This is a genomic window from Haloferax gibbonsii (assembly GCF_001190965.1).
In the GTDB taxonomy this organism is placed as follows: domain Archaea; phylum Halobacteriota; class Halobacteria; order Halobacteriales; family Haloferacaceae; genus Haloferax; species Haloferax gibbonsii.
Window position 1 is genome coordinate 57,877 of record NZ_CP011948.1, and the last position, 25,906, is coordinate 83,782.

Below are 25,906 nucleotides of genomic sequence, written 5' to 3' on the forward strand. Positions count from 1 at the left end.
GGGAGGTTCGCCGACGACGCGGTCGGACGGAGCGTCGTCGCCCGAACCGACCGGAGCGCCGCGACTCGCGCGACCCAAATATTCATCACCCGAGGCGCGGGGTATGTTGGCATGCGCGAGTTCGAAGCGACCGCCGAGGCGACTCGGCCGCCGACGTGGGCGCACAAACAGCGAGCACTGTTCGACCTGACGGCCGACGCGGTCGACCGATTCGTCGACGACTACACCGGCTCCGACGGGGAGCCGTTCTGGCCGCCGGACGACCACGTGGGCGTCGACGGCTTCGACGACGTGGTCGAGGGGTTCTACAACTGGCCGCTCGTGTACGCGATGGGCGGCGACGAACGCCTGCTCGACCACGCCCGTCGCGTGTACGAGTCCGCGTTGGAACGCGGCGCGGCGACGGAGACGCCGTTCGGCCATCCGATGGTCGTCGACGAGTTCGAACAGTGTCGCGACTGGTTCCACCTCGGGGAGGGCAACCTCTACACGTACAACATGGGCCTCGCCGCGCCCGACGACGACGCGGTCGTCGACCGAGCGACGAAGTTCGCCGACCTCTACACCGCCGACTCGGAGACGGGGAACTACGACGCCGAAAATCGGGTGGTCCGCGGGCCGATGAACGGGAGCATGGGCCCGGAGTTCTGCGACTTCTCCGCCTACGAACACCACCCCTACGGCGCGGACTACCGCTGGGCCAGACACGGCCTCCCGTGGCGGGATTTAGAGTTCGACGAGGCCGCGGACCTCCTCGACCGGGCGAACGAAGAGCGCCTGTTCGAGGTGCTGAACGAGCGCTGCGCGAAGGGCGATATCCCGCTGAACCTCAACATCACGAGCCTGATGACGAACGCCTATCTCCACACGGGCGACGACGACTACCGGGAGTGGGTGACCGACTACCTCGACGCGTGGCGGGAGCGGACGGCCGAAAACGGCGGCATCATCCCCGACAACGTCGGGCGCTCCGGCGAAATCGGCGAGTACACAGACGGGTCGTGGTACGGCGGCTACTACGGCTGGTCGTGGGGCGGGTGGCACTACATCGGCATCGGGCCGACGGTCGCCGCCGAGAACGCAGTCCTGCTCGAAGGTGACCGGGAGTACCTCGACTTCCCGCGGTCGCAACTCGACGTACTCATCGAAAACGGCATCGAGGTCGCCGAAGACGACGTACACAGCACCCTCCACATCCCGCACAAGTACGGCGGCGAGGGCGACTACCACTACGACGCCTCGGGCGTCCTCACGGAGGACGACGGGGAGGTGCTGTGGCGGGACGGCTGGTACGAGTTCCAGCCGCCCACGGACGACCCCTACGCGGTTCACCTCTGGTACATGTCGATGCGCGACGAGGACCGAAATCGGGTCCGTCGGCTCCGCGACTGGGGCGAACAGGACTGGCGACGCGTCGACCCGCGGGCGAAGACGAAACACGACGACGGTCACGAGTACGCGTGGCTGGCCTACCTCGACGGGGAGTTCTCGGACTACCCGGACCGAATCCTCGAAGCGACGCGCGAGCACGTCGACGAGCGACTGCGACTGTTCGACGCCGAGGGGAACGAGCCGACGACCGTGGACGAAGACTACCTCAGAGACCGAAACCCGGCGTTCCACAAGGCGCTGCTCCAACTCACCATGGGAGCGCCACAGCCAGTCTACTACGGCGGCCTCGTCATGGCTCAAGTGCGGCACTTCGACGCCCGCAGGGAGCGGCCGGGACTGCCGACGGGCGTCGCCGCGCTCGTGGAGTCGGTGACGAAACAGGGAATCGAACTGACGCTCGTCAACACCGGGGCGAGACAGGAGGAGGTCGTCGTCCAAGCGGGCGCGTACGGCGAACACCGATTTACGACGGTCGAGACCGACGGCGCGGAGCGTGGCGAGGAGGACTCCGACAGCGCAAGTGACGGCGACGAAGGGACGGGCGCGCTCCGGGTGCGGCTCCCTGCCGGAAGTCGGATGTCGATTCGCGCCGGTCTCAACCGCTTCGCGGACGACCCGAGTTACGAACACCCGTGGTCGGAAACGGCGTCGTAAGGTCCCGCGGCGGCGACGCGCGGGGTTCGGGAGAAGCGCACGAAAAATCGATATAGTAGTTCTCGTTCCCCTCGGGGGAACGACGATATTCGGGGTGTGCCGACAGACATTCAAGAGAGCGATTGGTGAGGCACGAGGCGGGCGATTCGACGTGGAAGTGACTCACGAGAGCTGGAATCGAGTCGAGTGACGTTCCCCTGTTGGGAATTATTAATCGAGAACTATTCTCGAAGCCGTCTCGGGAACGTCGAAGAGACGTTTCGGCAGTCAGATTACAACCATATAACCGTAATGCTTGTCAGCCGGGAAGACGAGGATATTCCCTCGGTACGCGGCGTTCAAAACCACAAGATTCCAGATTCTGCAGCGACAGCCCATGTGTCGACAATCGGCAGTGAGTTCCCATTAGGGGAACAGTCTGGAGCAGCGAGTGGTAGCCAATATCTCGCTCGGGAGGAGAATTTATCAACGGGGGCGAACACTATGGCGCATGCCGACACGAGTCACCGTCTGGAACGAGAACGTCCACGAACGGGAAGAACCAGAGGTCGCAGAGCGGTATCCGAAGGGAATCCACGGCACCATCGCGGAACATCTGGAGGGGCCGAACCGCGAGGTTCGGACGGCGACGTTGCAGGAGCCCGAACACGGCTTAGACGAGGAGACGCTGGACGCGACGGACGTACTGGTCTGGTGGTCCCACTGCGCCAACGACGAGGTGAAAGACGCCGTCGCGGAGCGCGTCGTCGACCGCGTCCACGAGGGGATGGGCTTCATCCCGCTGCACTCGGGCAAGAACTCGAAACCGTTCACGCGGCTGATGGGCACGACCTGCAACATCAAGTACCGCCACGGCGGCGAGCGCGAGCGCGTGTGGGTCGCAGACCCCGGCCACCCCATCGCCGACGGCCTCGACGAGCAGTTCGTCATCCCGGAGACAGAGACCTACGGCGAGCCGTACGACATCCCGGAACCCGACAGAACCGTCTTCATCTCGTGGTTCGAAGGCGGCGACGTGTTCCGCTCGGGCGTCTGCTATCGCCGCGGCCGCGGGCGAATCTTCGCCTTCCGACCGGGCCACGAGGAGTATCCCATCTTCCACCAGGACGAGGTCAAACGGGTCATCGACAACGCCGTCGAGTGGGCGACGCCGACCGAGGGCGCGTCGGCGCGGTGGGGGAAGACCGACCCGCTCGAACCCGTCGACGAGTGAGCACGAGAACGCGCGTCACGATGGGTCTGTTCCCTACAAAGGAACAAACGCGACTATTGTTGCTGAACGAGTTCGAAATCACTTCGCTGTGAGAACGGAGGCGATGTTCGAACCCAAAATCGAGTGTCATGGCTCACACATCAGTTTTCGATGTATCTTTATTATTTGGTAATTCTGTGAAAAGTGTCACAAGGGATCTACGACGTACTCGCAGTAGGATTCCACCGTGAGGCGACGGTACGCACCGTCCATCCGCCGACTCGACCGCATCCCAGACCGAACATGGAGGCGAGACAGAGGACGACCCCGCCGGCGAGCCCGAAGAACGCGATTCTGGACGGCGGCCACGCCGCCGTCGTGCCCGCGGTCGCTGCGAACACCAACAACTCCAGAACGCCACCGAGAAGGCCGGCGCGGAGTCCGGCGGCGTCCGGGTCCGCCGAGCTGAGCGCGGCGACGGCCCCCGCGATGAACGCGCCGAATACCATCATACCGGCACCGACGGTCGACTCCGACTCCGGCAGCCAGTTGACAACCGCAATGACGGGGAGCGAGGCTATCACCCCGATAAGTGCGGATTTCCATGCTGGAGGGAGGGTTCTGAAACGGGGGGTCGAGACCATAGTCGCGTATGTAAAATTGCTAAGGATTCATATATCTTGGCAGGGCTGGACCTCGAGATTTCGAGTTGCGAATCGGCTTCCGGGTCGCTCGTGTGACGACTCGCAGACAGCGGACCCGCCGAGCCAACGAGCCCTCGCGAACGATATTGTCTGTAATAGTATATGAGCTCGTTTTACAAATTTTTCTTACAGGAGATAGTTATGTCGTCAGCACCGACGTAAGAGCTACTACCGTCCCCGGAGAACGTGTTTTATGGCAGACAGTACCGAAGTCGACGAGCTAGTCGTCACGGAGCTTTCCGACGCGGAATCCACAGCGCTCGAAGCCGGCCGCACGGAGTCGGTCGACCTAAGCGACGTGGCGGTCACGCGGGCGACGTTGGAACCGGGATGGGGAACAGAGGACGGCCACGGTGAGACAGAGCTCGACTACTGCCAGAACGCACACGACATCTACGTCGTTTCGGGGACGCTCGGCCTCGAACTGGACGACGGGACGCAGACTGAGGTTGCCGCCGGCTGCGCCGCGACCATCCCGCCGGGACACCGCGGATGGACGGTCGGCGACGAGCGACTGGTCTACCTCGAGTTCGACCCGAGCGAGTAACCGTGACTACCATATCGTCGGTCCACGTAGCCTCCCGACGAGATGTCCCGATTCGTGGCGGCCGCGTGCCAACTAGACTCGCGAGACGACAAGGCGGCGAACGTCGAGCGGGCGCTCGACCTCCTCGACGAGGCCGCGTCCGACGGCGCGGACTTCGTGGCGTTCCCGGAGATGACGACCTTCATCGGCCCGGAAGAGCGGTTCGCCGAGGTCGCAGAGCCGCTCGACGGACCCACCGTACGACGGTTCTCGGAGAAGGCCCGCGAACACGGCGTCTTCGTCCACACGGGGAGTTTCTTCGAACGGATTCCGGACGGCGACCGCGTCTACAACACGTCGGCGCTCATCGGCCCGAGCGGCGAGGTGCTCGACACCTACCGGAAGGTCCACCTGTTCGACATCGAAATCGGCGGGAGCGTCGAACACCGCGAGTCCGACCACGTCGCCCCCGGCGACCGGGCGGTGACGGTCGACACCGACCTCGCGACGTTCGGCCTCTCTATCTGCTACGACCTCCGGTTTCCGGAGCTCTACCGAACGATGGCGCAGTCCGGCGCGAGCGTCCTTCTCGTCCCCGCGGCGTTCACGATGCACACCGGAAAAGACCACTGGGAACCGCTCCTTCGCGCCCGAGCCATCGAGAACCAGGCGTACGTCATCGCGCCCGGCCAAATCGGCGACAAGCCGTCGTGGGTCGAGACCTACGGCCGCACGCTCGTCGTCGACCCGTGGGGGAACGTGATTTCGAAGGCGCAGGACCGCGAGGAAGTCGTCACGGCGACTATCGACCTGTCGCATCTGAACGACATCCGCCGCGACATGCAGACGCTCCAGCACGCGCGACCGGACGTGTACGAGCGGTCGGACGAGTGAGGAGGGGACGCGGGCGACTCGGCTCGATTAGCTCCCGCCGAGGACACGCTTGAACAGCGTGAACGTGAGCAGGGTGAAAAACAGCCCGTTCAACATCCCCTGGCTCGCCGCGAGCACGCGCGCCGCCGGCCCGAGCGGGTTGATATCGCCGTAGCCGACCGTGCTGAAGCTGATGTAGCTGTAGTAGACGTTGTCGAAGAGGACCTCCATCGTCGTCTTGTCGACCGCGGCGGGGTCGAAGACGCTCCCCGCCTGCGTCAGAAACGGCCCGCCGAGGGCGTAACACAGCCCGAACAGCGCCGGGAGGAGGAACGTGAACGCCGCGATTCGCGGGAGGCGGTTACCGTAGCCGCAGGTGACTTGCATGAGCGTGTTCAGTCCCACGCTTGCGACCTTCTTGCCGCGGGCCCACGTGTTCAGCGAGTACTCGTTGAGGATGATGTCGAAGTTCTTCTGGCGGTTGTAGTAGTAGCGCTTGAACTCGAACTCGCGGCTCGCGGGGGTGTCACCGACGGCGTTGGCGCTGTCCTGCGCCTTCCGGTACGTTTCTTCGATGATATCGGGCGTCAGTTCCACGGCGAACTGGCCGGTCGCGCCGTTACCCACGAAGTCGTGGATGGTCCAGTCGTTGCGTTCGAGGTAGCCGTGGTGGTCGCTGAAGTCAAAGCGGTCGAACTCGGTGAGACAGAAGCGGAAGTGGTCAAGAAGCTGGTGTTCGTTGCCGTCGCCCTCCAGCGTCAGGTCGCCGATGGTCGCGCGGGTGAGGTCGTACGGCGTCGGCTCGCCGGAGCCCTGCGAAATCGTGCCGCCGGAGAGCGTCGCGTCGGTGAAGTCGAGGTAGGTGTCGCGGTCGCCGACGAGCACGCGGAAGCGCGCCGTCTCGAAGTCAGACTGCCGGAAGTCCGCCCGGTCGTGGAACGTCGTCTCCCAGAACGACGCGCTCGTGAAGTTCGCGGCCTCGAACTCCGCGCCGGCTTCGAAGGTCGCCTCGTTGAACGAGGCGTTGGCTTCGAGGTGCTGCAGTTCGCCCTCGAAGAACGCCCCGCGGAAGGTGGCGAGGCCGTGGAACGCCGCGGTCTTGAAGCTCACGTCCTCTTCGAACCGCGCCTCGCCGAACCGAGCGTTAGCTTCGAACTCGACCCCCTCGAACGAGGCGTCGCACCCGAACGTCGCCTCCTCGGCGACGACGGCGTCGCGGAACTCGCTCTCGTCGAAGTTCGCCTGTCCGTCGAACGACGCCAAAGAGAGGTCGAACGCGCCGTCGACGCGGAGGCGATAGCAGTCGGTGCGGGCGGTGAACGTCGCGCGGTCGAAGTTGACCGCGCCCTTGAACACGGCGTCCTTGAAGTCCGAATAGCGGAATCGAGCGAGCTTGTAGTCCGCTTCGCCCTCGAACGTCGCGCCCTCGAACGTCACGTCGTCGTGGGTCGTCCGGCTCCCGCCGTTGAACTCGACGCCGCGGAACTCGGCCAACTGCATGAACCGGGCGTCGGCGAAGCTCGCGTCGTCGTCGAACCGCGCCTCGTCGAAGTCGGCCATCTCGTCGAAGCGGACGCCGTCGAACCGGGCGTCGCCCTCGAACTCGACGTGTTCGAAGTCCGACCCCGCGGTGAACCGCGCGCCCTCGAACGTCACGTAATTGAAAATCGCCTGTCTGAAACTCGCGTCGTCGCGGAACGTCGCGTTCGCGAAGGTGATGTTGTCGTCGAGGACGTGGCTGCTCCCACTGGTCTCGACGTTGCGGAAGCGCGCCGTGCCGTGGAACGTCGCGTCTGCGAAACTGGTGTCGCCCTGGAACACCGTCTCGTCGCAGCGGACCTCGCCGCGGAAGGTCGCCTCCGAAAAGCGAACGTCCTGTTCGAACGTCGCCTCGTTGGTCGTCACCGCGCCGGTCACGGTGACCTCCCGTGCGTCCACGTCGCCGGTGACCACCGCCTCGTCGAGTTTGAGGCGGCCGACCGTCGCCTCGCGGAGAATCAACCCCTGGTCGAGGCGGCCGTGGGTGAGGTCCAAGCCCTCGATGTCGGCGTGCTGGAAGTTGAGAACGTGGTTCGTCGCGCCGTTGATGTCCTGATAGGTGAGCGAGAGGTGCGGGAGGTCCGCGCCGACGTACTCGTTGACGCGGGTGTCGGGCGACTGGAGGTTCGCCCGGAGTTCGCCGACGATGTCGTCGCCGGTCACGTCGAGCGAGGCGCGCTCGTCGCGGCTCATGTGGAACACGCAGAACTCGCTTTCGGGGTGGGCTTCGTGCGGACACTCCCACGTCGTCTGGAGGTGGGCGTCGGTCTGGACCGACGGGTCGAACGTGTACCGGCACGACGAGGAGGACATCAGCGCCGGCGTGGACTCATTTCTCGACATGGCTGGGGAGGGGCGGACGGATGCGCCGGGGACAGCGGGCGTGGCGGGTGCGGCTGAGGGTGCAGACCCGGCGAGCGCGTTCGAACACGGGTGCGACGTTCGAACGCGGGGACAATCGTATGTGCAACATTGTCTGGTGTTTTGATATATATCTTCGGACCGCCGACGAGGTCAGTCGAATATCTCGCGGCGCTCGGACGCCGAGAGTTCGGCGTGAATCGCGTTGGGCGAGCAGTGTTCGCACTCGCGGGCGGGGTTGGTGCTCTGCTCGAAGGTCCAAAGCGGCCAGCCGAAGAGGAAAAACGCCTCCATCTGGTGGCGCTCGATGATGGCCTCGGCGGGCTTGCCGCAGTTCGGACACCACTCGTCGCCGTCGGCCGGCTCTTGGAACGTCACCTTACGGCGGCCGAACCCGGCGTTCGAGTAGGCCTCGCTTCGGGACATCTCGACGAGGTCCTCGGCGGGGTAGGGGTCGGCGTCGACCGCGTTGTCGAATCCGGTGTCGGTCTCGACGCTCGACGCGAGGTACGGCCCGACGCTGACGGTGTTGTCGTAGCCGACGAAGTGGACGGAGACTGCCGCACCTCGACCCTCGACCCGCACCTCGTGGCCGTGGCCGACGAGGTAGAGTTCCACGTCCGAGTTGACGTTCGTGAGGTCGACGTCGTGGGCCATGCCGACGGCGTAGACGCCGGTATCGGGGTCGGTCGCGCTCCCCGACTGCTTCCAGCCGAAGGTGGACACGTCGTAGTCGTCGGGGGCGGTAACGGGCGTCCCCTCGCCCGCGTAGACGTTCTCCGCCCCGGGTGCCGAGACCGCGCCGTCGGCGGCGTCGGCCGCGATGAACACGTCTTCGGCGTCGCCGAGGAGCACGTCGCCGTCGACCGACTGGACGTAGCCGTCTTCGAGGCTGCCGCGGATTTCGGTCTCGACGGCCGCGTCGCCGGCCGTCGCGTCGCCGACGGCCGCGTCGTCGGTCACCGGCGCGTGGGTGAAGACGTACTCGGCGTTCTGCACGGTGAGGTCGCCGGCGACGCTCGCGCCGCCGACGAACACGTCCGCGGGGTCGCGCAGTTCGACCGGGGGTCGTTCGGAGCCGTTGAGCGTCACGTCGCCGTCGTAGGTGGTGGCGTTTCGGGTCATCGTTGGGTAGTTCGTTCGGGAGTCATCGCTGAGCCTCTCGTTCGGGCGTCATCGTCGTCTCGGTGTACAGCGCGAGGTCGTACTCCGGGTAGGTGTGGTACGTCTCGTAGCCGCCGTCGCCGACGCGGATAGTGGTCCACGCCTCCGGGCCGAACCGATAGGCGACGGTCGCGTCGTCCGGGCCGGGGAAGGCGTCGAGCGAGCGCCCCTCCACGACCGTCCGGGCGTCGAGTCGGTCGCTCTCGAAGCTGAACTCGCGTTCCGCGCCGACGGAAAGCGGCGTCTCGTGGGTTCGTTCGTGCGGCAGCGGCTTGCACGAACACAGCTCGTGGAAGTCGAGCGCCGGCAGGCCGACGTAGTGGGACTCGCCGATGACGGTGAGGACCGCCGGTTCGCCCGCGAGCGTCGCCGGGGAGACCATCTTCACGTCCACGGTCGTCAGGTCCGGCACGTCGGCGCTGTAGCCGAAGTACAGCTCCGTCGGTGTCTCGACCGGCGGAGACGGGTCGGAGGCGGCGGGCGGTTCGGTGGTGGAAGGTGGTTGGGAGGGCATGGGTAATCAGGTGTCGACGAGGATGTCGTAGTTCGGGTGGAAGATGGAGTTCTCGCGGACGCCGCGGTAGTGCGGGACCGCGCGCCACTCGGCGGAGCCATAGTGCTCCTCGCGGGCGCGGACGTACCGCGTCGCGCCGTCGCCGGTGAGCCGGGGGCGGTCGCCGGGCGCGAGCACGTAGAACTGCTCGACGCGTTCGGTCTCGCCGTCGTCGTCGAGGTCCTCGCGCACCCAGTAGGAGAGCTCTCGGGTGAAGCCCGCGGCCCCGACGGTGTTGACGAACGCCTTGTGGTGTTCGGGGTAGGCGTCGGGCGAGTAGCCCCACGTCACCGCGACGCCGTCCTCGGAGAGGTGCGTCCGGACGGAGCGGTAGAACTCGGTCGAGTAGAGCGTGAGCAGGTCGTCGTCGGTCGCGCCGGGCACGTCGAGCAACACGAGGTCGTACGTCTCGTTCGTCTCTTGGAGGTACCGGTAGCCGTCGGCGACCGTCGTGTTCAGCCGGTCGTACTCGTGGGCGTCGTCGTGCCAGCGGCGGAAGAAGGGGTCCGTCTTCGCGTCGCGCATGAACTCGCCGTCGAGGTCGACGTGGTCGACGGTGACGCCGTACTCCCGCAGGTGGTCGATCGCGATCCAGTCGCCGCCACCGACGACGAGCACCTTGGTCTCCGGACCGGGGTCGACCAGCGACATCGGCACGTCGACCAGCCCCCGATGGTAGCTGTCGGCCCAACTCTCGCAGAGTTGGACGGCCGCGCCGAGCCGGAGGCACTGTTCCGTCCGCCCGTCGAAGTGCGGATTCGGGCCGGTGCCGGTCCACGTGCGGTTGTACCGGATGACGTGCTGGTAGGTGGTCGTCTCCTGCGAGGTGACCGTCGCGCGCATCGCGCCCGGCGGGTACTCGTTTTCTATCTGCTGTTCGAGGTAGAGTTGCGACAGGCGCTCGTCGGCGACGTCGTGCTTGGCGACGACGCCCGCGTAGGTCGCCGTCAAGAGGAGGCAGACCACGAGGAGCGTCTTCGAGACACGCGCGGCCGAGAGCGACCGGTCGGCTCGGGCGCTGTCGGTCGCGTTCCCGCCGGGGTCGGCGCTGGCGGACGAGGTGGGGCTTGCGGACGGGGCGGCGTCGCTGAAGGGCCACCACGACCACTCGCCGAAGTGGGCGACGAAGACGAGCGCGGCGACCCCGTTGAGGAGCGCCAGCACGAATATCGTCGGGATGAGGCCGAGACCCGGGTAGAGGACGCGGGCGTAGACGACGGCACCGGCGAGGCCGCCGACGTAGTCCATCGCGAGGATGACGGAGAGGCCGCTCCTGCGGCCCTCGGTCCGCTCGACGGTCCAGAGGGTGCCGACGGCGGCCACGACGAAATCGTGGATTCGCGCGCCCGCGGTTCGGAGCCACGAGGGCGTCGCCGACCCGTCGTCGCCGAGTTCGTCGAACATGCGGGTCAAAAGCGGGAGTTCGAACCCCGAGAGGAACCCGACGACGACGACGGGGAGGCGGGCGACGGTCCAGATGACCTCCGCGGGCACCGCCTGCGGGATGCGGACGCTGTTGAGACCGACGATGAGCAGGAAGCCCGCGGGCGCGGCCGCGGCCAGGAGCACCTCGGTGCGGAAGAAGTTCCCGCCGAGGGTCGCGCCGTCGAGGTCGTCCGAGAGCGCCGCGCCGATGCCGAGGCTGAAGAAGTACAGCCCGACCGTGATGACGTACTGGGTGACCGTCCCGCCGTACATCACCGTCAGCAGTTCCGAGTAGACGAACTCGTAGGCGAAGCTACAGAACGACACCACGAAGGTGAGCGTCAGGAGCGTCGCCGTGTCGGTTCGCGTGTTGGACATCGATGGAGGGCGAGTGGGTGAGTTATAGAGGGCGAGGGAAAGCGCGCTTCAGCCGCGCTCAGATGCGCGGAGAGACTTTCCACTCTTCCTCGATGGAGTACCCCGCGTCACCGATACCGTCGGTGACTTCGAGGTCGTAACACTCCCAGCGGAAGTCGTGGTTCACGTCGTCGCCGACGACGTGCGCGCCGACGCGGTACCAGCCGTCCTGTCCGAACTGGCTGCCGTCGTCGATGTCGTACTGGACGGTATCGTTCGGGTCCTGTATCTCGCGGTCCCACGGCACCGGGCCGGCGTCGGGCGCGTCGTCTCGCATCGCCGCGGTCGATCCGAGGTAGGCGATGCCGAGCGCGGCGACGCCGACGGGGAATCGACTCACTTTGCCGGCGTTGTTCTCGTACCAGTCGTCGGCGTAGTCGCCGCCGTGGTACCACGCGTGGCCGTGGACCGTCCGCGGGGCGGAGGCGTAGCCGCCCGTGCCGCGGCCGGTCGCGCCGCGGCCGCCACCGCCGCCGCCCTTGCCTTTCGCGCTCGCAACCCCGACGGGGCTGAGCGCGGCCAGCGACTGCGGGTCGAACCCTGACAGCGACGACTGGTCGGCGGCTTCGTAGCGGGACATCACCCACGTCTGGTCGGCGAGGTCGACGACGAGCGAGCCGTCGGAGACCTCGAACTCGGAGACGACGCTCGACTTTCGCGGGGGAGGGGAGTTCGAACCGAGACAGCCGGCGAGTCCGCCGACGGCCCCGAGGCCGGTCAGTTGGAGGAACGTACGACGCTTCATGGGGACTCTCGTCTCTGTCAATCAGAAAACTAGGATAACAGTCTTGTGGTTCGATACGTCTCGTCGGAGAGAACGTCGTGTCCGCTGACGGGTTTACGGGCGGACCGTCGCGAACGCGGTCCTGACGCTCCCGATGACCACCCTGTCGAGCGAGTGCGTCGCCGCGCCGAACGAGACGAAGAAGACGACCATGACGAGGAACTCGACGAGCGGGACCGCGCCGAACGGGAATACGCCGGCACCGAGGCCCGTGACGAGTCGGATGAACGCGATGCCCGCGTCGACGGCGCGGTCGAACGTGAGCACGGCGATAGAGCCGCCGACGACGGTGACGACGCCGTACAGGAGAAGTCGCGGGACGCTGGGGACGGCCCGTCCCGACGCTACGCGGTCGAGTCGGCCGGCGTCCCCGGCGACGACCCCGAGCGCCGCGAGTTGCCGGCGGAGTTGGTCGAGCGTCGTCACGACGAAGATGAACCACAGGAACGCCGCGAGTCCGAAGCCGACCGCCGACGCCGAGAGCCCGGGAACGACACCCGTCACGGTGTCGACGATAGTCGGCGTGGCGCGCTCGACGAACAGGTAGAAGACGACGAACCCGAGCGCCGCGTCCACGGGTCCGTACGCCGGAAAGGGCTCGTGTTTGCGAGCGCGGTCGGGACCGGTGTTCGCGTGCGCGTTCATACGCGAGTAGACGTACCGTGAGCGCATCAAACGGTGGCTCGATTGTCACGGCGCGGGAGTCAGCCCCAGGAGAGTGGTCATCGGATGCCGATCGGGAATGGTTCGGCACGCAATCGCCGCGGTCAATCGTCAAAGACGTGAACAGACTCCCGGAGCCCGCTCGTGAGTCGATTCACGTCCAGCCGCTCGGGTAAGTCGTTCCGCCCGTCGTGTTTCGTGAGCGAGCCGGGCTCGAACGCGGGGTTGCGCTTTTCGACCGTCTCCAGCGGCACCTTGGTCGTGACGGCGAAGTGCTCGACCGGGGAGACGAACCCCCAGAGCGCGCCCGCCGTGTTGAGAACGACGAGAATCGGTGTCCACGGGACCGCGAGGAGCGTGAGTTTCGACTCCGACCAGTAACTTGCCACGCCGGCCCCCGTCACGACGAACAGCGTGGCGAACTCGAGAAGGGAGCCGACCCGATAGAGCATCAGGTCCGGGAGCGCGCCGGGGACGAGGAACGTGATGAACGTTATCACCGGGATGAGCGGCGAAAAGCCCCACGCGACGAGGCGGAACTGCAGGAACATCTGATAGTGCAGCGGCAGGAGGTCCGAATCCTGTCGCGTCCCGGAGAACCACCGGCGACGCTGCTTGAGCATCGTCATCACCGACGGCGGGGCCTGATTGCGGAACTTGCAGTTCAGCACGCTGAAATCGAGGTCGGCGGCGGCGGCGGCGCGCCACGCGAAGTCCGTGTCCTCGGTGATGGTCTTCGAGTCCCACGTGATGCGGTTTTCGAGGCTCGTCCGAATCGCGATGCCGCCGCCCCACGCGTACAGCGGGAAGCTGAAGCGGCCGAACGCCCGCTGTTCGCGCTGGTAACCGATGCGGAACACCTCCGAGAGGTACGTCACCCACGACCCGGTGTACACCGGCAGTTCGGTTATCTGGATGATGTCGCCCTCCGGCAACCCCTCGAAGTTCGCCATCAGCGTGTCCTCGTCGAGGTAGAGGACGAACTCCTTGTCGCAGGGGACCTCGCGGCGCGCCCATTCGAGCGCGCGGCCCTTGTGAGACGCCGTGCAGGTGAACTCCTCGGGAACGGCGTGGACCGTCGCGCCGTCGACCGAAATCGGGTTCTCCGCGATGACTCGAACGTCGGCGAGGTCGTCGGGAACCGCGTTGACCGTCGATTGGACGATGTTCGCCGCGTCGATAGTGATGATGCGCACTTGGATGTCGTCGTAGCCGTAGGCGACGTCGTCTGCGGGAACGGTCTGTCGCCACGCGAGGACGAGCACCTCGACGAACCACGTGAACACCGAGGCCGAATACAGCACGAAGACGGTCCAGACGAGCATCAGGAGGATGAACACCGCCAGTTCGGACTGGACCTCGAACATGTAGATTAAACGTATATTCTCGGAACAATGAATGTACGGACTTCGGAATCGACCGACGCGGCGTAGTTCGAGGGGCTGAGAGTCGTCGATGGAAGGGGAATTCCGGAATTCGAGAACCGACACGACCGCCCCCGACGTTGACCGACCGACTCGTAATCAGGTCGAAACCGCCCACGCGGGTTCCGACGTCCGTCCACCCAGCACGTCGGGGGATTCATTTTCAGACGTTTATAAACCCTTAATTGTTTGAGGTTACACACACCGTTAGAGTCAACCAATATCGGACTAGTGAATACACATGCACGCACAACACGACCGGTCGCGTCCGGCGACCGCCCCGTCCGAGCCGATTCTCCTCCGCGGCGACGGCCGAGCGTCGCTGTCGGGCGCGGAGTTACTCGACTTCCCCGCCGAGGACCGAACGGTGACGGTCGCGTGCGCGTCGGGGACGCGACACACCGCGACGTGGACCGGGATTCCGATCTTCGACCTCTTCGCTGACGTCGGCCTCGACGACGAGACGACGCACCTCGTCGTCGAGAGCGCCGACGGTTATCGCGTCTGTATCGACGTGTACGACGCTCTCGACGCCGTGCTCGCCTACGCCCGCGACGGGACGCCGATAGGCGAGGAGCACGGCTACGAGACGCGCTTTATCGCGCCCGACATTGACGGGTCGCGGACGGTGAAAGGCGTCCGCGCCGTCGAGGCGCGCGCGCTCGACCCGTCTACCGACCCCGAATCGCTCGAAGACACCTCCAAGAAACCCTGACCAGATGACGCGAGAGAGACGGAATCGGCCGGCCCGAACGGACGCGGCGGAGAACACCGATGAGTCCGCCAGTGGGTCGGGCAGGCGGGCGTTTCTCGCGTCCGTCGGCGGGGTCGCCGCGACCGGCCTCACCGCGACAGCGGGCTGTCTCGGTCGAGCGGGGTCGACGCCGACCGTGTCGATTCTCGCCGCCGGGAGCCTCCAGCGGGCGCTCACCGCCGAGTTCGAGCCCCCGGAGGGAACCCGCGTGGAGGTCGAGGCACACGGTTCCGCCCGCGTGGCGCGGATGGTCGCCGACGACCAGCGCGACCCCGATATCGTCGTCCTCGCGGACACGACGCTGTTCGACGCGCCGCTTTCTGTCCCGTGGTACGCGACGTTCGCCAACAACGCGCTCGTCGTCGCGTACAACCCCCAGACCGACGGCGGCGAGCGAGTCGCCGACGCCGCGTCGTGGCCCGACGCCCTCCTCGACGACGTCAGCCTCGGCCGAACCGACCCCGACCTCGACCCGCTGGGCTACCGGACGCGGTTCGCGCTCGCGCTCGCCGCCGACTACTACGACCGGCCGGCACTCGCCACCGACCTGCTTCGCCGCGACCAGATATACCCCGAGACGCAACTGCTCGCGCAGTTCGACGCCGGCGGCGTCGACGCGGCGTTCGTCTACCGGAGCATGGCCGTCGAGCGCGACTACCCGTACCTCGAACTCCCGGCCGAAATCAACCTGAGCGACCCCGAACACGCGTCGGCGTACGCGACGGTCTCCTACACGCTCCCGGAGGGTATCACCGTCCGCGGCGGCCCAATCCGGTACGCCGCGACGCGACGAACCGACACGGCGGCGTCGAAATCGGTGTTCGAGGCGCTCGTCAGGACCGCCGGCGAGTTCCTCGAACCCTCCGGGTTCGCCGTGCGCGCGAGCCACCCACACTACTTCGGAGATGTCCCACCGAGAGCCTAACAGCCGCGAGAGCGGCGTCACGCGGCTCCTGCCCGAGACGTGGCGAGGCCTGACGCTGCTTCTCGCGGGGATGCTCCTCGTCTACTACCTGCTTCCCATCGGCGCGCTCGTCCTCGCGCAGTCGCCGGCGTCGCTGGTCGGCGACGTGACGAGCGACGTCGTTGTGACCGCCGCCACCAACTCCGTCGTCGCCGCGACACTGAGCACGCTGGTCGCCGTCGCCTTCGGCCTCCCCTTGGCCTACTGGCTCTCGCGCACGTCGTTCCGCGGCCGCGACGTGATTCTGGCGATGGTCATGCTCCCGCTCGTCCTCCCGCCGGTCGTCAGCGGGATGTTACTGCTCAAGCTGGTCGGCCCCGCGGGCCTCGGTCAGCTGACGAGCGTCCCGCTGACGCGCTCGCTGGTCGGGGTCGTCCTCGCGCAGACCTACGTCGCCTCGCCGTTTCTGGTCGTGACCGCGAAGACGGCCTTCGACGGCGTGGACAGGCAACTCGAAGCGGCGGCCCGTTCGCTCGGCGAGGACCGCATCGGGAGCGTCCGGCGCGTGACGCTCCCGCTGGCGAAGCAGGGCATCCTCGCCGGGGTGACCCTGACGTTCGCGCGGGCGATGGGCGAGTTCGGCGCGACGCTCATGCTGGCGTACTACCCGCGGACGCTCCCGGTGCAGATCTGGGTGTCGTACCTCTCGACCGGCCTCGACGCCGCGTTCCCGGTCGCGCTCGTCCTCGTCGGCATCGCCGTCGGGGCGATTCTGTTGGTCCACGCGCTGGGGACGAACCCGTGGGAGTGAGGGCGAACGGGACCGCGGGAGTCGTCAGGAGACTGGAACGTAACCAACGACAGTCGTCCAACCGAGAGGTAGGTTCGCCCATCCACCAGACGGCCGGTTCGCGTTAAACGATGCGAAAAAAGCGACCGGTGCGACGTCCAGCCGCGCTATTCAGCACGCCGCTCCTGTTGCTCTCAGAGTGACTCACAGATTCGAGCCCGGGGCGGTATCCGAGCTTCCGTCGATTCGCTCGTACAGGTAGTACGAGTAGACGACGGTAACGCCGGCTGTCAAAAGCGCAGGAACGAGGAGGAAGTAGAGCGCGTAGTCACCGAACAACAGACCGACGAGCGTGAGGACGGCGGTGAGTTTGAAGAGTCGGCCGCCGAGTGCGTGAGTCCGTGCCCAGACCTCTTCGCTACTGAGAGTCCACGGCGTCCGGATACCGACGAACCAGTTCTGCTCGGCGTGCGCGAGTACGACGCCGCTATAATAAAACAGCCCAGCCACGGCGACGAGAATCAGGGAGGTGAAGTCGAACTCGTAGCCGAGATTGAAGGCGACGATGCCGACGTGAACGACGGACATGTAGACGGTGAAGATGACGACGAACCAGTCGTAGTAGGACCGGAACTCGGCGATGTTCTCTCGGAGCGGGTCGATTCGCGGGATGGCGGCGAACGTGAGGAGGAGCCCCGCGGTCAGAGCGGGAATGAGCCAGAGGGCAAGCAGCTTCGGCATCGTCCCGTTGGGCTCGCCACCCGACCCCCAGTTCGTGACGAGCTCAGCGGGGAGCGATGGCGCGGCAAGCAAGCTCACGATACCGGACAGCGCGACGAAGCCCGCAGCCGCGAGGAACCGGTGAATCGTCTTCATACTGGAACGTACGGCCTGCGTGTAGATGAACGGGCGGGTGGGAAAGTCCGCCGGCCTCTCGTCATCGCAACAGGCCGGCGGTCCTCCGAGCGACCGGGGGGAGTTCGCCTCCGTCGCCCGTGACGTACTCACCCACGAAAGCCGAGCAGCCGAAGACCGTTCAGTGAGACGATGACCGTCGAGCCCTCGTGGCCGACTACTGCGAGCGGGAGCGGGATTCCTCGGAGGAGGATCGCACCGACCATGAGTGCAATCGCGCCGAAGGCGATTGCGAGGTTGATGGTGAGCGTCCGGCGAGTCCTGCGACCGAGACCGAGCACGTAGGGAATCTTGCTGAGGTCGTCGCCCATCAGCACCACGTCGGCGGTGTCGAGCGCGACGTCGGTTCCCGCGCCGCCCATCGCGATGCCGAGGGTCGCCGTGGCGAGCGCCGGCGCGTCGTTGACGCCGTCGCCGACCATCGCCACGTTCTCGAATCGCCCGACCAGGCCCTCGATGGTCGCCACTTTCTCCTCCGGGAGCAGTTCGGCCTGTACCTCGTCGATGCCGACTTCGTCGGCGATGCGCTGTGCGACGCGCTCGTTGTCGCCCGTCAGCATGACGATGTGCTCCACGCCGAGCGAGCGGAGGTCGTCGATCATCTCGGCCGCGCCGGGGCGAACGGTGTCGGTGAAGGCGAGCCACCCCGACACGCTGACGTCGCCGTGGCGCTCTCGGGCGACGAGGACGCTCGTTTTCCCCTCTTCCTCTAACGTCTGGAGACGGTCGAGGCCCGGTTCGAGACCGTCGATCGCCGCGTCCCCGAGGACGGTCTCGAAGTAACTGCGGTTCCCGATGTGCGTCGTCGTGCCGTCGACGTCCGCTTTGACCCCTTTCCCGGCGACCGACTGGAACCGCTCCGCGTCGGGGACGTCGAGTGACCGAGCATCTGCCGCCCGCACCGTCGCGCGGGCGAGGTGGTGCTCCGAACGGGCCTGCACCGCGGCCACGACAGAGAGGAGTTCGTCCTCGGTCAGCGTCTCGTCCGCCGCGTCGTCACGGACGAACACGTCGGTCAACTGCGTGTCCCCCTGCGTGAGCGTCCCGGTCTTGTCGAAGGCGACCGCATCGATGCGCGCGGCGGTCTCGACGTGCTCGCCGCCCTTGAACAGGACGCCCTGTCTGCCTCCGGAGGCGATAGCTGAGAGGACTGCCGCGGGCGTCGAGATGATGACCGCACACGGCGAGGCGGCGACCATGAGCGTCATCGCGCGGTAGAACGTCCCGGTGAACTCGTTCCCGAGCGCGACCGGAACGGCGATAGCTGCAATCGTGAGCCCGAACACGCCGAGGACGTACGGTTGTTCGAGACGGTCGATGAGCCGCTGTGTCGGGGCCTTCTCGCTTTGGGCGCGTTCGACCATGTGGATGAGGCGGCTGATCGCCGATTCGTGTGCCTGCCGCGTGACTTCGATTTCGAGGCTCCCGCTCTCGTTTATCGTGCCGCCGAACACCTCGTCACCGGGCACCTTGGGTACGGGAACTGATTCGCCGGTGAGCGAGGCTTGGTCCACCGTTCCCTCGCCGGACGTGACGATGCCGTCGAGCGGGATTCTGTCGCCGGGGCGGACGACGAACACGTCGCCGACGGCGACCTCCTCGATGGGAACCGTAACCTCCTCACCATCGCGGAGGACCTGCGCCTCGTCCGGCCGCATCTCGACGAGGGACTTGATCGCCCGGCGCGAGCGGCCGATCGCGTAGTGTTGGAGCGTGTTCGACAGCGAAAACAGGAAGAGCAGCATCGCTCCCTCGAACGGTGCGCCGATAGAGAGCGCCCCGAGCGCGGCGACGATCATCAACAGGTCGATGTCGACAGCGCCGTGACGGAGCGTCTCGATCGCCCCCTTGAGCCCGTACCAGCCACCGAAGGCGTACGCGACGCCGTAGCCGGCCCACATGAGGAGTGACGGTCCACCGAGCCATCCCGTCGCCAGGCCGGTCACCATGCCGACCAGCGTCAGCCCGACGAACACGGCCTCCCGCCTGAGGTCCGAGCGGGTGGTCGCCTCGTCGGGTGTCGTGTCGGGGTCGTCCCGAATCGAGACGTCGCGGTCGCGAACCGCTTCTCGAAGCTGTTCCTCCGAGGTGACGCTCTCGTCGTAGGTGATTCGAACGCTCCCCGTTCGGAACGAGACGTCGATGTCGTGGACGCCGGGCGTGTCCCGGAGGTATCGTTCGAGGGCTCGAGCTCCCGCTTCGCCGCGACCGCCTCGTCGCTCGATTTGGACAGCACACGTCGAGAGCGGGGACGATTCAGTAACGGTCACGCGGTCTCTCCATACACTGCATCCTGATTCTGTATTGTCGGTCTGTCATCGTGTCCCTATCTGAGTGCAGACGAAGCGGGCCCCCACTGTCGACCGCCCTCGCGTCCTTCTGGTCCGAATGGTTCAACTGACGATCGTCACCGGAATCCGCGCTCGGCGGGTAACCGTCTCGGCAACGCTCCCGAGGAGCGCACGGTCGATTCCCGAGCGACCGTGGCTGCCCATGACGATCTGATCGATGTCGTGGTCGTCGGCGTATTCCAAGATTGCTCGTGCCAGTCTTCGGCGACTGGTAAGCCGCCGGCCTCCACGTCGATAACCGAGTCGAGCGGATTAATCACGTACATCGACGTGATGGACGCGTCCGGGAAGGTCTCGATGGCGTATGCGAGCGCGCGCGCCGAAAGCGGAGAGCCATCGAAGGCGACGAGAACGGTGACCGGCATGAGAGAACACTTCGTGGTGAGTAGGGATGAACGTACTGCCGCGCGGGTGGCGCACCGACGACTCGCGAAGGAGGTGCGTTCGCACAGACCGAGTCGCGGACATCACTCGGCCGGATTCGGCGGTTGAACGCACTCACCTGCCTCGTGGCGACGTGAGTGTGCTAGCGATAGGCGTCGTCGCCGTCGGGTGTAGCCTTCTCGTCGGACTGCCGGCGTTCTCCGTCGCCCTAACCTCGCCATTCGGACGCCTCTACCACTCAACGAAAGGGTGGGACAGGCATAACCGTCCTGCACCGCTCTGTCTAGAGAGTTACTCATGAATATCTCTGAAATTCTCTCCACGAAGTTCACCGAGTTCGATATCGGGACGCCGCTGTCGAAGGTCGCCGGCGCATTCGAGAATCAAGAACTCGATGCCGTCGTGGTGACCGACGGTGACGAGTATCGAGGTGTTGTCAGCCGCCGACAGTTGGCCTCCTCGTCCAATCAGCCCTCCGCAAAGGTCGGCTCGCAGGTCCAGCACGTCCCGACCGTCGAACGCACAGAGGACGTTCGGGAGGTCGCGCGACTCATGATCGGGAGCGACGCTAAAACGCTTCCCGTACTCGATGAAGACCGTATCTTCGGTGTGGTGACCGCAGATGCTATCCTCGAAGCCGTGCGTCCGTTTCTCGATGCCGTGACCGTCGAAGACGCGTATTCGACGAAACTCGTCAGCACGACGCCCGAGGCGACGATCGGAAAAACGCTTAACCTGCTTCGAGAGTCCGGTATCGCCCATCTCCCCGTTATCGACGGGGACGAACTCGTGGGAATCGTAAGCCTGTACGACGTTATCGAATTCACGACGCGAGGTGGAAGCAAGAGCCAGGGAGGGTCGTCGGGCAGTTTCGGTGGCCGCGGACGCTCTGGGGGGTCTCACGGCGGGTTCGGTGCTCGCGAGGGCGACTCCGACCGGATGCTCGACCTTCCGGTCCGAAATCTGATGTCCGATGTAGTTGTGACGGTCCGCCGAAGCGCCCCGCTCGACGAGGTCGTCGAAACGATGTTCGAACACGAGGTCTCGTCGCTCGTCGTCACGGCCGACCAAACGGGCGAGCCAGTCGGAATCATCACCAAGACGGACGTTATTGAGGCGCTCACCTGGGAACGCGACGACCGGAATGCTGTGCAGGTGTTCGGACTCGACTTGCTAGAGGGGATGGACTACGACGACGTCTCCGCGTTGATCGAGAGCGTCACCTCGAAGTACGGCGAGATGAGCGTCATCAAGGCCAGTATCGAACTACAGGAACACAAAGAACAGAGCCGGGGCGTACCACTCGTGTTGGCACGGATTCGACTGGTTACTGACCGCGGGTACTTCACGGCCGACGGCGAAGGGTACGGCGCCACCCACGCACTCCGACTCGCCGCAAACGCGGTCGAACGCCAACTCCTCAAGGGGAAGACGTACGGTCAATCGAAGAAGCAATCCGACGCCGAGTCTCAAGAGCACCTCTACGGGTGGTGGCTCAGCGGGTGACGAACTCACCCTCCCACGAGAAGGCTGGTCGGCGTCGATCGACGGACTACCAGTGTGGTCGGTCGACCGTCACGGGACGAAATCGTTCATCGAGTTCGTGAGCACATATCTCCCGGACCATCCCGAACACCGTCCAGTATGCGGGAACGAAGCCCGCGCTCAGTCGGAGTGTCGGAGCGAAAAGCGCGATGACGACGGATTCCACTTCATGCACGCCTGTCCGGAGTGCGGGGCTGAGGAAGACGTATTTTTAAATCTCGCACCGGAACGCGGACGAACCAGACGGTAGTCGCACACCGATGGCAGTGTAGTAAAAGCGGCGAGACGAACCTCAGCTCTGTGTTCGACGGATGAACTCGTGGAGTTTCTCTTCGATGAGCGTCGCAACCCGCTCACTATACCGCCAGAGTGCCGCGTTGAGTCGCTCTTCGGCCTCGTCGTCGAGGTCGTCTGCCCCACGGAGGACGGAGTCTTTGGTGATCTGTGGGTGATACACGCAGACGACGCCGAGTGAGGTGTCCGAACTCGAGGTTCCCGCCGTGTGGATTCCGTACTGATCGGTCCCCCAGACACCATCGCCTCCCTCTCGTTCCAGTTCGGAGTCGAGCGCATCGAGCAGTTGCACTTCTTCGAGGGAGAGGATGGGGTCGTCACCCTCGAACAGTTCAGTGTACGCCTCCATCCTGGCACTTCTCGTCCACTGGTCCAACTGGGAACGCGCCCGTAGTACGAGTTGTCGTTCGTCTGGGAACTCGGCCATGCTTCTAGAAGGTGTGCAAGGCGAATGAGTGTTTGTACAGTGTCCACGGATGGTAGGTGCGTCAGTAGCGGTGGTGTACCTCAGGCGTCTCTATCACGGGCAGAGCATTCAAACAGAGTCTCCCCGTACATCGAGTATGTCGGTGAGAGAGCTATCGTAAAAGCCAACGACGGTCAGGCGGAGTACGCCACAATCCCGGAGACTATCGACATCCTCAGATATGTCGCGGAGAGTTTGAGTCTCTCTTTCAGCCGGTGGGACGAGCCGTACGTGACCGGACCGAGTCTCTATTTTATTGTCGTCGCTGACATCGATTTCGGAAGATACACCGATCCACTGGGAGACAACACGTGGCCCGTCGAACAGTGCCGGTCAGTCGGTATCACATCCAACGAGTTCATCGATGCAGCCCGCAACGTGGCATTCAGCTGCGATGGAGCAGTCGTCATTGCCGCGGATAAGACAATCCAAGAACAGATGGTTCGCGTTCGGACTCCAAATACTACTGAAGCGGTCGAAGAGACACCCATCGCCTCTGCCGCTTGGATGGGAACCAAACATCTCAGTGCGTTGGAAGTGTCTCTCCGGGAAGAAGTCCTTGCCAGTGTAACGCTGAGCGAAGAGAACGGCCGTGTGACCGTCTTTCGGAGTGGAGAGTATACTGACCGCGAACGTGAGGAGCTTGGGGGACGCTGGCGGACCGCACACTGAGGCTGCGCGTCTCTTCCGGCGGCGGATGTTCCGCGAACTCAGTTCTCGAATCCGTCGTCGTATTGTTCGTAGGTGATGGTTAGCTTGCCTGCCGTTGGACGTTTCGCTGCGTCTCGAAGCGTTTTGAACGATTCGAGGAGTTCGCTTGTGTCGGTCGAGTCCCCTCGGCCGCTCGATGACTCTTCCCGTATCGTATCGTAGACGCGCTCCAGGATGCGTCGAGCGGCGTACGAATCGGTCTTTGAGTCGATGTCGAAGGAAGCCACGTGACGAGACATACGCAGATATCGTGCTCCACGATGTTAACAGCCATCATGGTTCAGCCGGTAGCGTGTCATCGCCCACCGTCGGAGGTGATTCTCGTCCACTCGGGGTCACCGGTTCGGACAGCGGTGAGGATACACTCTGGCTCGGTTGTACCGAGAACTACCGTTTCGCAGTGTGCACGGTGAGCTCCCTTCGCGGCGAGAAGGTCGGCTGGTACACCGTTTCCGGCAGCACCGCCGATATGGAGAACGGGGCCAATGGGTTGGCTCGGGCGGGGCTACCCAACGAGTCGAAAACGGAGAGGGAAGCGCGTCGGAACCCGGCCACCCCGCAGACCGAATCGGCACCCACCTTCTTTACGGAGCGTTCCGTGGTCGCGAATAGAGGACTCGATGACATCGAAACAGGGCGGACACACGCCGCTTTCTCCTCGCGCGACGCGAGCGTTCGAACACCTTCGGCCTCTCGTCGCCGACCGCGACTCGGGGATGCCCGTGGCGGACGCGCGCCGTCGGGTGCGCTCGGCGGGCGAAGACCCCGAAACCGTCGACGAACTCCTGAACAAGGGCTACCTCTACGAAGTCGAAGGCGACGTGTACGTGACGTGAGGCGTGTCGCGCTTGGCTGTGAGGCGCGCGAGTGCGGACCGTCGACAAAAAAGCCGAAGCGAGACGAACTCATCGCGATGACGGCGACTTATTGTCCCGGTGGTGACGTCGGCCGGGTGACCTGATTACCGACGCCGGAGACGACGTACGTCTGGTACTCCCAGTCGCCGCCGAACGCGGGCGGGCGGTCGCCCGTGTACCGCGGGTCCGTCTCGTGGACGATGTTGTAGTTGTAGTTCCCGTTGTCGTCGTAGCCGCGGCAGTTGATCTGGTTTCTGACCCAGCCAGTGTCCAAGAACGGGTCGTTCGCGTACGTTCCCCGGTACTGGACTTTGTACTCACAGACGGTGAGACGGTCCTGGTCAAGCTCGTCGATGCTGTCGACCGTCCCGCTGACCCGACCGTCGCCGAGGTCCCAGTACCAGTCTTCCTGCGGATACGCTCCCGAACCGTACTCGCCCTCGTACGCCAAGACCGACTTGTACGCGCCGGTAACGACCTCCCCCTCGTCAGGGATACCGTTGCCGTCTTCGTCGTCGAACTGGCTTTTCGCGGTCGAACCCGCGGTGCCGACGCCGGCGAACGCGACGAGACCCACAAGTCCCGCCGCGTTCCGAAGGACGGCTCGTCGAGTTCGTGGTTTTGTTGTCACTTCTGAACACCTCGGGTGATAGACAATGTCGGCGGGTAAATAGATATTTAGCTGTCATATCTGGACACTATCAAAATCACCTGAGGGAACTGGTTCGGTGGCTATTATACAATTTTGAATTTCTCACCCGTCACAAAATTCATAATTCTTATATTTTTTGAGGCGGGTCAACAAGTCCCGGTCGGGAGACAAGTCCATATCCTCTGGAGGCTCGACGCGTGTGCATCAACGAATCGGTCGCACAGGAGATCAACTGTCGCTCGGAAAGTAGCGAGCCACGAGATACTTACACCGCGAACGAGACGGTCGGTGTGCATCATGAAGAAGGTCCTCGCACGAATCGGAATCGGCAACGCGACCGTCGATACCGTTCTCCCCTCCGACACCGTCCGCGCCGGCGAGACGGTCGATGCAGAAGTGCGCATCGAAGGGGGTTCGACAGAACAGGAAATCGGGAAGATTCGGTTCGAACTGGAGACCCGCTACCGGACCGAAGAGGGCTACCGAGAGGTGGATATCGCGCAGTACACCCTCGCGGAAAGCCTCACTATCCAACCGGACGAGCGGGAGACGCGATCGGTCTCGCTCGACATCCCTCGCGGAACGCCCGTCACTCTCGGGAACGTCGACGTGTGGGTCGAAACCGAACTCGACATCGAGTTGGCCGTCGACCCCGAAGACAAAGACTACCTGAACGTCCAGCCGACGCCGCGGCTTCAGGCCGTCTTCGACGCGCTCGACGACCTCGGCTTCTCGCTGCACAGCGCCGAGTGCGAGGCCGACCCCCACGGCGTGTTCACCGCGAGCAGGCGCTTCGTCCAGGAGTTCGAGTTCCGACCCACGTCGGGGCCGTTCGCCGGCGAGTTGGACGAGCTCGAAGTCGTGCCGCGACCGGGCGAAGACGCGCTCGAACTGCACCTCGAAGTCGACCGTCGCGGCGGCGTGCTGAGCGAGCTTAGCGACTTGGACGAGCGGACGGTCCAGACGACGGTCCGGACCACCGACGCGAGCCAGGTGCGCGACGAACTGGAATCGCTGATTCGCGCGAACGCCTGACGGCGGAACGCGGGGCGACTCACCCCAATCGCCTTCCGGCTACCCAACGCTTTTGCGTCGATTCGGCGTATCTGTGC

The 25,906-nt window shown here is 65.0% G+C and carries 24 protein-coding genes and 1 pseudogene; 11 read left to right on the top strand and 14 right to left on the bottom strand.

Going from position 1 to position 25,906, the window contains the following annotated elements:
* Positions 1-111: 111 nt before the first annotated feature.
* Positions 112-2,046: a hypothetical protein gene (locus ABY42_RS15255; RefSeq protein WP_050459988.1), complete on the top strand. Its 1,935-nt coding sequence runs from the start codon at positions 112-114 to the stop codon at positions 2,044-2,046.
* Positions 2,047-2,536: 490 nt separating this feature from the next.
* On the top strand, positions 2,537-3,259 hold the full coding sequence (locus tag ABY42_RS15260) for a ThuA domain-containing protein (protein ID WP_004971509.1): 723 nt from the start codon (positions 2,537-2,539) through the stop codon (positions 3,257-3,259).
* A 197-nt stretch (positions 3,260-3,456) separates the two neighbouring features.
* Here ABY42_RS15260 and ABY42_RS15265 read toward each other — a convergent pair whose 3' ends face one another.
* The gene (locus ABY42_RS15265; RefSeq protein WP_049904869.1) at positions 3,457-3,882 is read right to left on the bottom strand and encodes a DUF5518 domain-containing protein; all 426 of its coding nucleotides are present in this window, start codon (positions 3,880-3,882) and stop codon (positions 3,457-3,459) included.
* A 253-nt stretch (positions 3,883-4,135) separates the two neighbouring features.
* Between ABY42_RS15265 and ABY42_RS15270 the strand changes: the two genes are divergently transcribed.
* Entirely contained in the window at positions 4,136-4,489 is a 354-nt protein-coding gene (locus ABY42_RS15270; RefSeq protein ID WP_004971504.1) for a cupin domain-containing protein, read from the top strand.
* 42 nt (positions 4,490-4,531) lie between these two features.
* A complete protein-coding gene (locus tag ABY42_RS15275; RefSeq protein WP_050459989.1) occupies positions 4,532-5,362 on the top strand; it encodes a carbon-nitrogen hydrolase family protein in 831 nt (276 codons plus the stop codon).
* 27 nt (positions 5,363-5,389) lie between these two features.
* On the opposite strand, the gene ABY42_RS15280 is transcribed toward ABY42_RS15275, so the two are convergent.
* From ABY42_RS15280 to ABY42_RS15310, 7 genes are all read right to left on the bottom strand, one after another.
* Positions 5,390-7,693 carry a pentapeptide repeat-containing protein gene (locus ABY42_RS15280; protein WP_050459990.1) on the bottom strand — a complete coding sequence of 768 codons (2,304 nt, stop codon included), beginning with the start codon at positions 7,691-7,693 and terminating at the stop codon, positions 5,390-5,392.
* A gap of 201 nt (positions 7,694-7,894) precedes the next feature.
* The gene (locus tag ABY42_RS15285; protein WP_050459991.1) at positions 7,895-8,866 is read right to left on the bottom strand and encodes a hypothetical protein; all 972 of its coding nucleotides are present in this window, start codon (positions 8,864-8,866) and stop codon (positions 7,895-7,897) included.
* Between the two features lie 22 nt (positions 8,867-8,888).
* A complete protein-coding gene (locus ABY42_RS15290) occupies positions 8,889-9,419 on the bottom strand; it encodes a hypothetical protein (protein ID WP_050459993.1) in 531 nt (176 codons plus the stop codon).
* A 6-nt stretch (positions 9,420-9,425) separates the two neighbouring features.
* Positions 9,426-11,261 carry a spermidine synthase gene (locus tag ABY42_RS15295; RefSeq protein WP_050459994.1) on the bottom strand — a complete coding sequence of 612 codons (1,836 nt, stop codon included), beginning with the start codon at positions 11,259-11,261 and terminating at the stop codon, positions 9,426-9,428.
* A gap of 58 nt (positions 11,262-11,319) precedes the next feature.
* Positions 11,320-12,045, bottom strand: a complete 726-nt coding sequence (locus ABY42_RS15300; protein WP_004971491.1) for a hypothetical protein — start codon at positions 12,043-12,045, stop codon at positions 11,320-11,322.
* 93 nt (positions 12,046-12,138) lie between these two features.
* Positions 12,139-12,729, bottom strand: coding sequence for a hypothetical protein (locus ABY42_RS15305; RefSeq protein ID WP_004971489.1), 591 nt, complete (start codon positions 12,727-12,729; stop codon positions 12,139-12,141).
* A gap of 122 nt (positions 12,730-12,851) precedes the next feature.
* Entirely contained in the window at positions 12,852-14,114 is a 1,263-nt protein-coding gene (locus ABY42_RS15310; RefSeq protein ID WP_050459997.1) for a glycosyltransferase family 2 protein, read from the bottom strand.
* Between the two features lie 298 nt (positions 14,115-14,412).
* Between ABY42_RS15310 and ABY42_RS15315 the strand changes: the two genes are divergently transcribed.
* Genes ABY42_RS15315 through ABY42_RS15325 form a run of 3 tightly spaced genes read left to right on the top strand, consistent with a single transcriptional unit; the run spans position 14,413 to position 16,640 of the window.
* Positions 14,413-14,886 (top strand): molybdopterin-dependent oxidoreductase, encoded by a 474-nt coding sequence (locus tag ABY42_RS15315; RefSeq protein WP_050459999.1) that lies wholly within the window; start codon positions 14,413-14,415, stop codon positions 14,884-14,886.
* A gap of 4 nt (positions 14,887-14,890) precedes the next feature.
* Positions 14,891-15,850, top strand: coding sequence for an extracellular solute-binding protein (locus tag ABY42_RS15320; RefSeq protein WP_050460001.1), 960 nt, complete (start codon positions 14,891-14,893; stop codon positions 15,848-15,850).
* On the top strand, positions 15,831-16,640 hold the full coding sequence (locus ABY42_RS15325) for a molybdate ABC transporter permease subunit (RefSeq protein ID WP_004971482.1): 810 nt from the start codon (positions 15,831-15,833) through the stop codon (positions 16,638-16,640). Before ABY42_RS15320 ends, ABY42_RS15325 begins: the two co-directional genes overlap by 20 nt.
* A gap of 183 nt (positions 16,641-16,823) precedes the next feature.
* Here the strand turns inward: ABY42_RS15325 and ABY42_RS15330 are convergent, their stop codons facing one another.
* The 3 genes and pseudogenes from ABY42_RS15330 to ABY42_RS15340 form a co-directional block, all read right to left on the bottom strand.
* Entirely contained in the window at positions 16,824-17,495 is a 672-nt protein-coding gene (locus tag ABY42_RS15330; protein WP_004971481.1) for an SdpI family protein, read from the bottom strand.
* 128 nt (positions 17,496-17,623) lie between these two features.
* A complete protein-coding gene (locus tag ABY42_RS15335) occupies positions 17,624-19,804 on the bottom strand; it encodes a heavy metal translocating P-type ATPase (RefSeq protein WP_050460002.1) in 2,181 nt (726 codons plus the stop codon).
* Positions 19,805-19,927: 123 nt separating this feature from the next.
* A pseudogene (locus ABY42_RS15340) lies at positions 19,928-20,250 on the bottom strand (universal stress protein).
* Positions 20,251-20,566: 316 nt separating this feature from the next.
* Between ABY42_RS15340 and ABY42_RS15345 the strand changes: the two are divergent.
* Positions 20,567-21,775: a CBS domain-containing protein gene (locus tag ABY42_RS15345; RefSeq protein ID WP_004971474.1), complete on the top strand. Its 1,209-nt coding sequence runs from the start codon at positions 20,567-20,569 to the stop codon at positions 21,773-21,775.
* Positions 21,776-22,106: 331 nt separating this feature from the next.
* Here ABY42_RS15345 and ABY42_RS15350 read toward each other — a convergent pair whose 3' ends face one another.
* The gene (locus ABY42_RS15350; RefSeq protein ID WP_050460003.1) at positions 22,107-22,535 is read right to left on the bottom strand and encodes a DUF7539 family protein; all 429 of its coding nucleotides are present in this window, start codon (positions 22,533-22,535) and stop codon (positions 22,107-22,109) included.
* Between the two features lie 24 nt (positions 22,536-22,559).
* Between ABY42_RS15350 and ABY42_RS19105 the strand changes: the two genes are divergently transcribed.
* Positions 22,560-23,246, top strand: a complete 687-nt coding sequence (locus ABY42_RS19105; protein ID WP_231608377.1) for a diadenylate cyclase — start codon at positions 22,560-22,562, stop codon at positions 23,244-23,246.
* Between the two features lie 38 nt (positions 23,247-23,284).
* Here the strand turns inward: ABY42_RS19105 and ABY42_RS15355 are convergent, their stop codons facing one another.
* A complete protein-coding gene (locus ABY42_RS15355; RefSeq protein ID WP_049904866.1) occupies positions 23,285-23,524 on the bottom strand; it encodes a hypothetical protein in 240 nt (79 codons plus the stop codon).
* Positions 23,525-23,905: 381 nt separating this feature from the next.
* Here ABY42_RS15355 and ABY42_RS15360 point away from each other — a divergent pair, with 381 nt between their 5' ends.
* Complete coding sequence (locus ABY42_RS15360) at positions 23,906-24,121, top strand: hypothetical protein (protein WP_004971465.1); 216 nt, start codon at positions 23,906-23,908, stop codon at positions 24,119-24,121.
* Positions 24,122-24,209: 88 nt separating this feature from the next.
* On the opposite strand, the gene ABY42_RS15365 is transcribed toward ABY42_RS15360, so the two are convergent.
* Positions 24,210-24,773, bottom strand: a complete 564-nt coding sequence (locus ABY42_RS15365) for a hypothetical protein (RefSeq protein WP_231608379.1) — start codon at positions 24,771-24,773, stop codon at positions 24,210-24,212.
* Positions 24,774-25,091: 318 nt separating this feature from the next.
* Between ABY42_RS15365 and ABY42_RS15370 the strand changes: the two genes are divergently transcribed.
* Positions 25,092-25,829, top strand: coding sequence for a sporulation protein (locus ABY42_RS15370; protein ID WP_004971461.1), 738 nt, complete (start codon positions 25,092-25,094; stop codon positions 25,827-25,829).
* Positions 25,830-25,906 lie beyond the last annotated feature (77 nt).

What these genes read in the sequence shown, in the direction of transcription:
- ABY42_RS15255 (WP_050459988.1), top strand. Translation starts at nt 112, where the DNA reads ATGCGCGAGTTCGAAGCGACCGCCGAGGCGACTCGGCCGCCGACGTGG.
- ABY42_RS15260 (WP_004971509.1), top strand. Translation starts at nt 2,537, where the DNA reads ATGCCGACACGAGTCACCGTCTGGAACGAGAACGTCCACGAACGGGAA.
- ABY42_RS15265 (WP_049904869.1), bottom strand. Translation starts at nt 3,882, where the DNA reads ATGGTCTCGACCCCCCGTTTCAGAACCCTCCCTCCAGCATGGAAATCC.
- ABY42_RS15270 (WP_004971504.1), top strand. Translation starts at nt 4,136, where the DNA reads ATGGCAGACAGTACCGAAGTCGACGAGCTAGTCGTCACGGAGCTTTCC.
- ABY42_RS15275 (WP_050459989.1), top strand. Translation starts at nt 4,532, where the DNA reads ATGTCCCGATTCGTGGCGGCCGCGTGCCAACTAGACTCGCGAGACGAC.
- ABY42_RS15280 (WP_050459990.1), bottom strand. Translation starts at nt 7,693, where the DNA reads ATGTCCTCCTCGTCGTGCCGGTACACGTTCGACCCGTCGGTCCAGACC.
- ABY42_RS15285 (WP_050459991.1), bottom strand. Translation starts at nt 8,866, where the DNA reads ATGACCCGAAACGCCACCACCTACGACGGCGACGTGACGCTCAACGGC.
- ABY42_RS15290 (WP_050459993.1), bottom strand. Translation starts at nt 9,419, where the DNA reads ATGCCCTCCCAACCACCTTCCACCACCGAACCGCCCGCCGCCTCCGAC.
- ABY42_RS15295 (WP_050459994.1), bottom strand. Translation starts at nt 11,261, where the DNA reads ATGTCCAACACGCGAACCGACACGGCGACGCTCCTGACGCTCACCTTC.
- ABY42_RS15300 (WP_004971491.1), bottom strand. Translation starts at nt 12,045, where the DNA reads ATGAAGCGTCGTACGTTCCTCCAACTGACCGGCCTCGGGGCCGTCGGC.
- ABY42_RS15305 (WP_004971489.1), bottom strand. Translation starts at nt 12,729, where the DNA reads ATGAACGCGCACGCGAACACCGGTCCCGACCGCGCTCGCAAACACGAG.
- ABY42_RS15310 (WP_050459997.1), bottom strand. Translation starts at nt 14,114, where the DNA reads ATGTTCGAGGTCCAGTCCGAACTGGCGGTGTTCATCCTCCTGATGCTC.
- ABY42_RS15315 (WP_050459999.1), top strand. Translation starts at nt 14,413, where the DNA reads ATGCACGCACAACACGACCGGTCGCGTCCGGCGACCGCCCCGTCCGAG.
- ABY42_RS15320 (WP_050460001.1), top strand. Translation starts at nt 14,891, where the DNA reads ATGACGCGAGAGAGACGGAATCGGCCGGCCCGAACGGACGCGGCGGAG.
- ABY42_RS15325 (WP_004971482.1), top strand. Translation starts at nt 15,831, where the DNA reads ATGTCCCACCGAGAGCCTAACAGCCGCGAGAGCGGCGTCACGCGGCTC.
- ABY42_RS15330 (WP_004971481.1), bottom strand. Translation starts at nt 17,495, where the DNA reads ATGAAGACGATTCACCGGTTCCTCGCGGCTGCGGGCTTCGTCGCGCTG.
- ABY42_RS15345 (WP_004971474.1), top strand. Translation starts at nt 20,567, where the DNA reads ATGAATATCTCTGAAATTCTCTCCACGAAGTTCACCGAGTTCGATATC.
- ABY42_RS15350 (WP_050460003.1), bottom strand. Translation starts at nt 22,535, where the DNA reads ATGGCCGAGTTCCCAGACGAACGACAACTCGTACTACGGGCGCGTTCC.
- ABY42_RS19105 (WP_231608377.1), top strand. Translation starts at nt 22,560, where the DNA reads ATGAGTGTTTGTACAGTGTCCACGGATGGTAGGTGCGTCAGTAGCGGT.
- ABY42_RS15355 (WP_049904866.1), bottom strand. Translation starts at nt 23,524, where the DNA reads ATGTCTCGTCACGTGGCTTCCTTCGACATCGACTCAAAGACCGATTCG.
- ABY42_RS15360 (WP_004971465.1), top strand. Translation starts at nt 23,906, where the DNA reads ATGACATCGAAACAGGGCGGACACACGCCGCTTTCTCCTCGCGCGACG.
- ABY42_RS15370 (WP_004971461.1), top strand. Translation starts at nt 25,092, where the DNA reads ATGAAGAAGGTCCTCGCACGAATCGGAATCGGCAACGCGACCGTCGAT.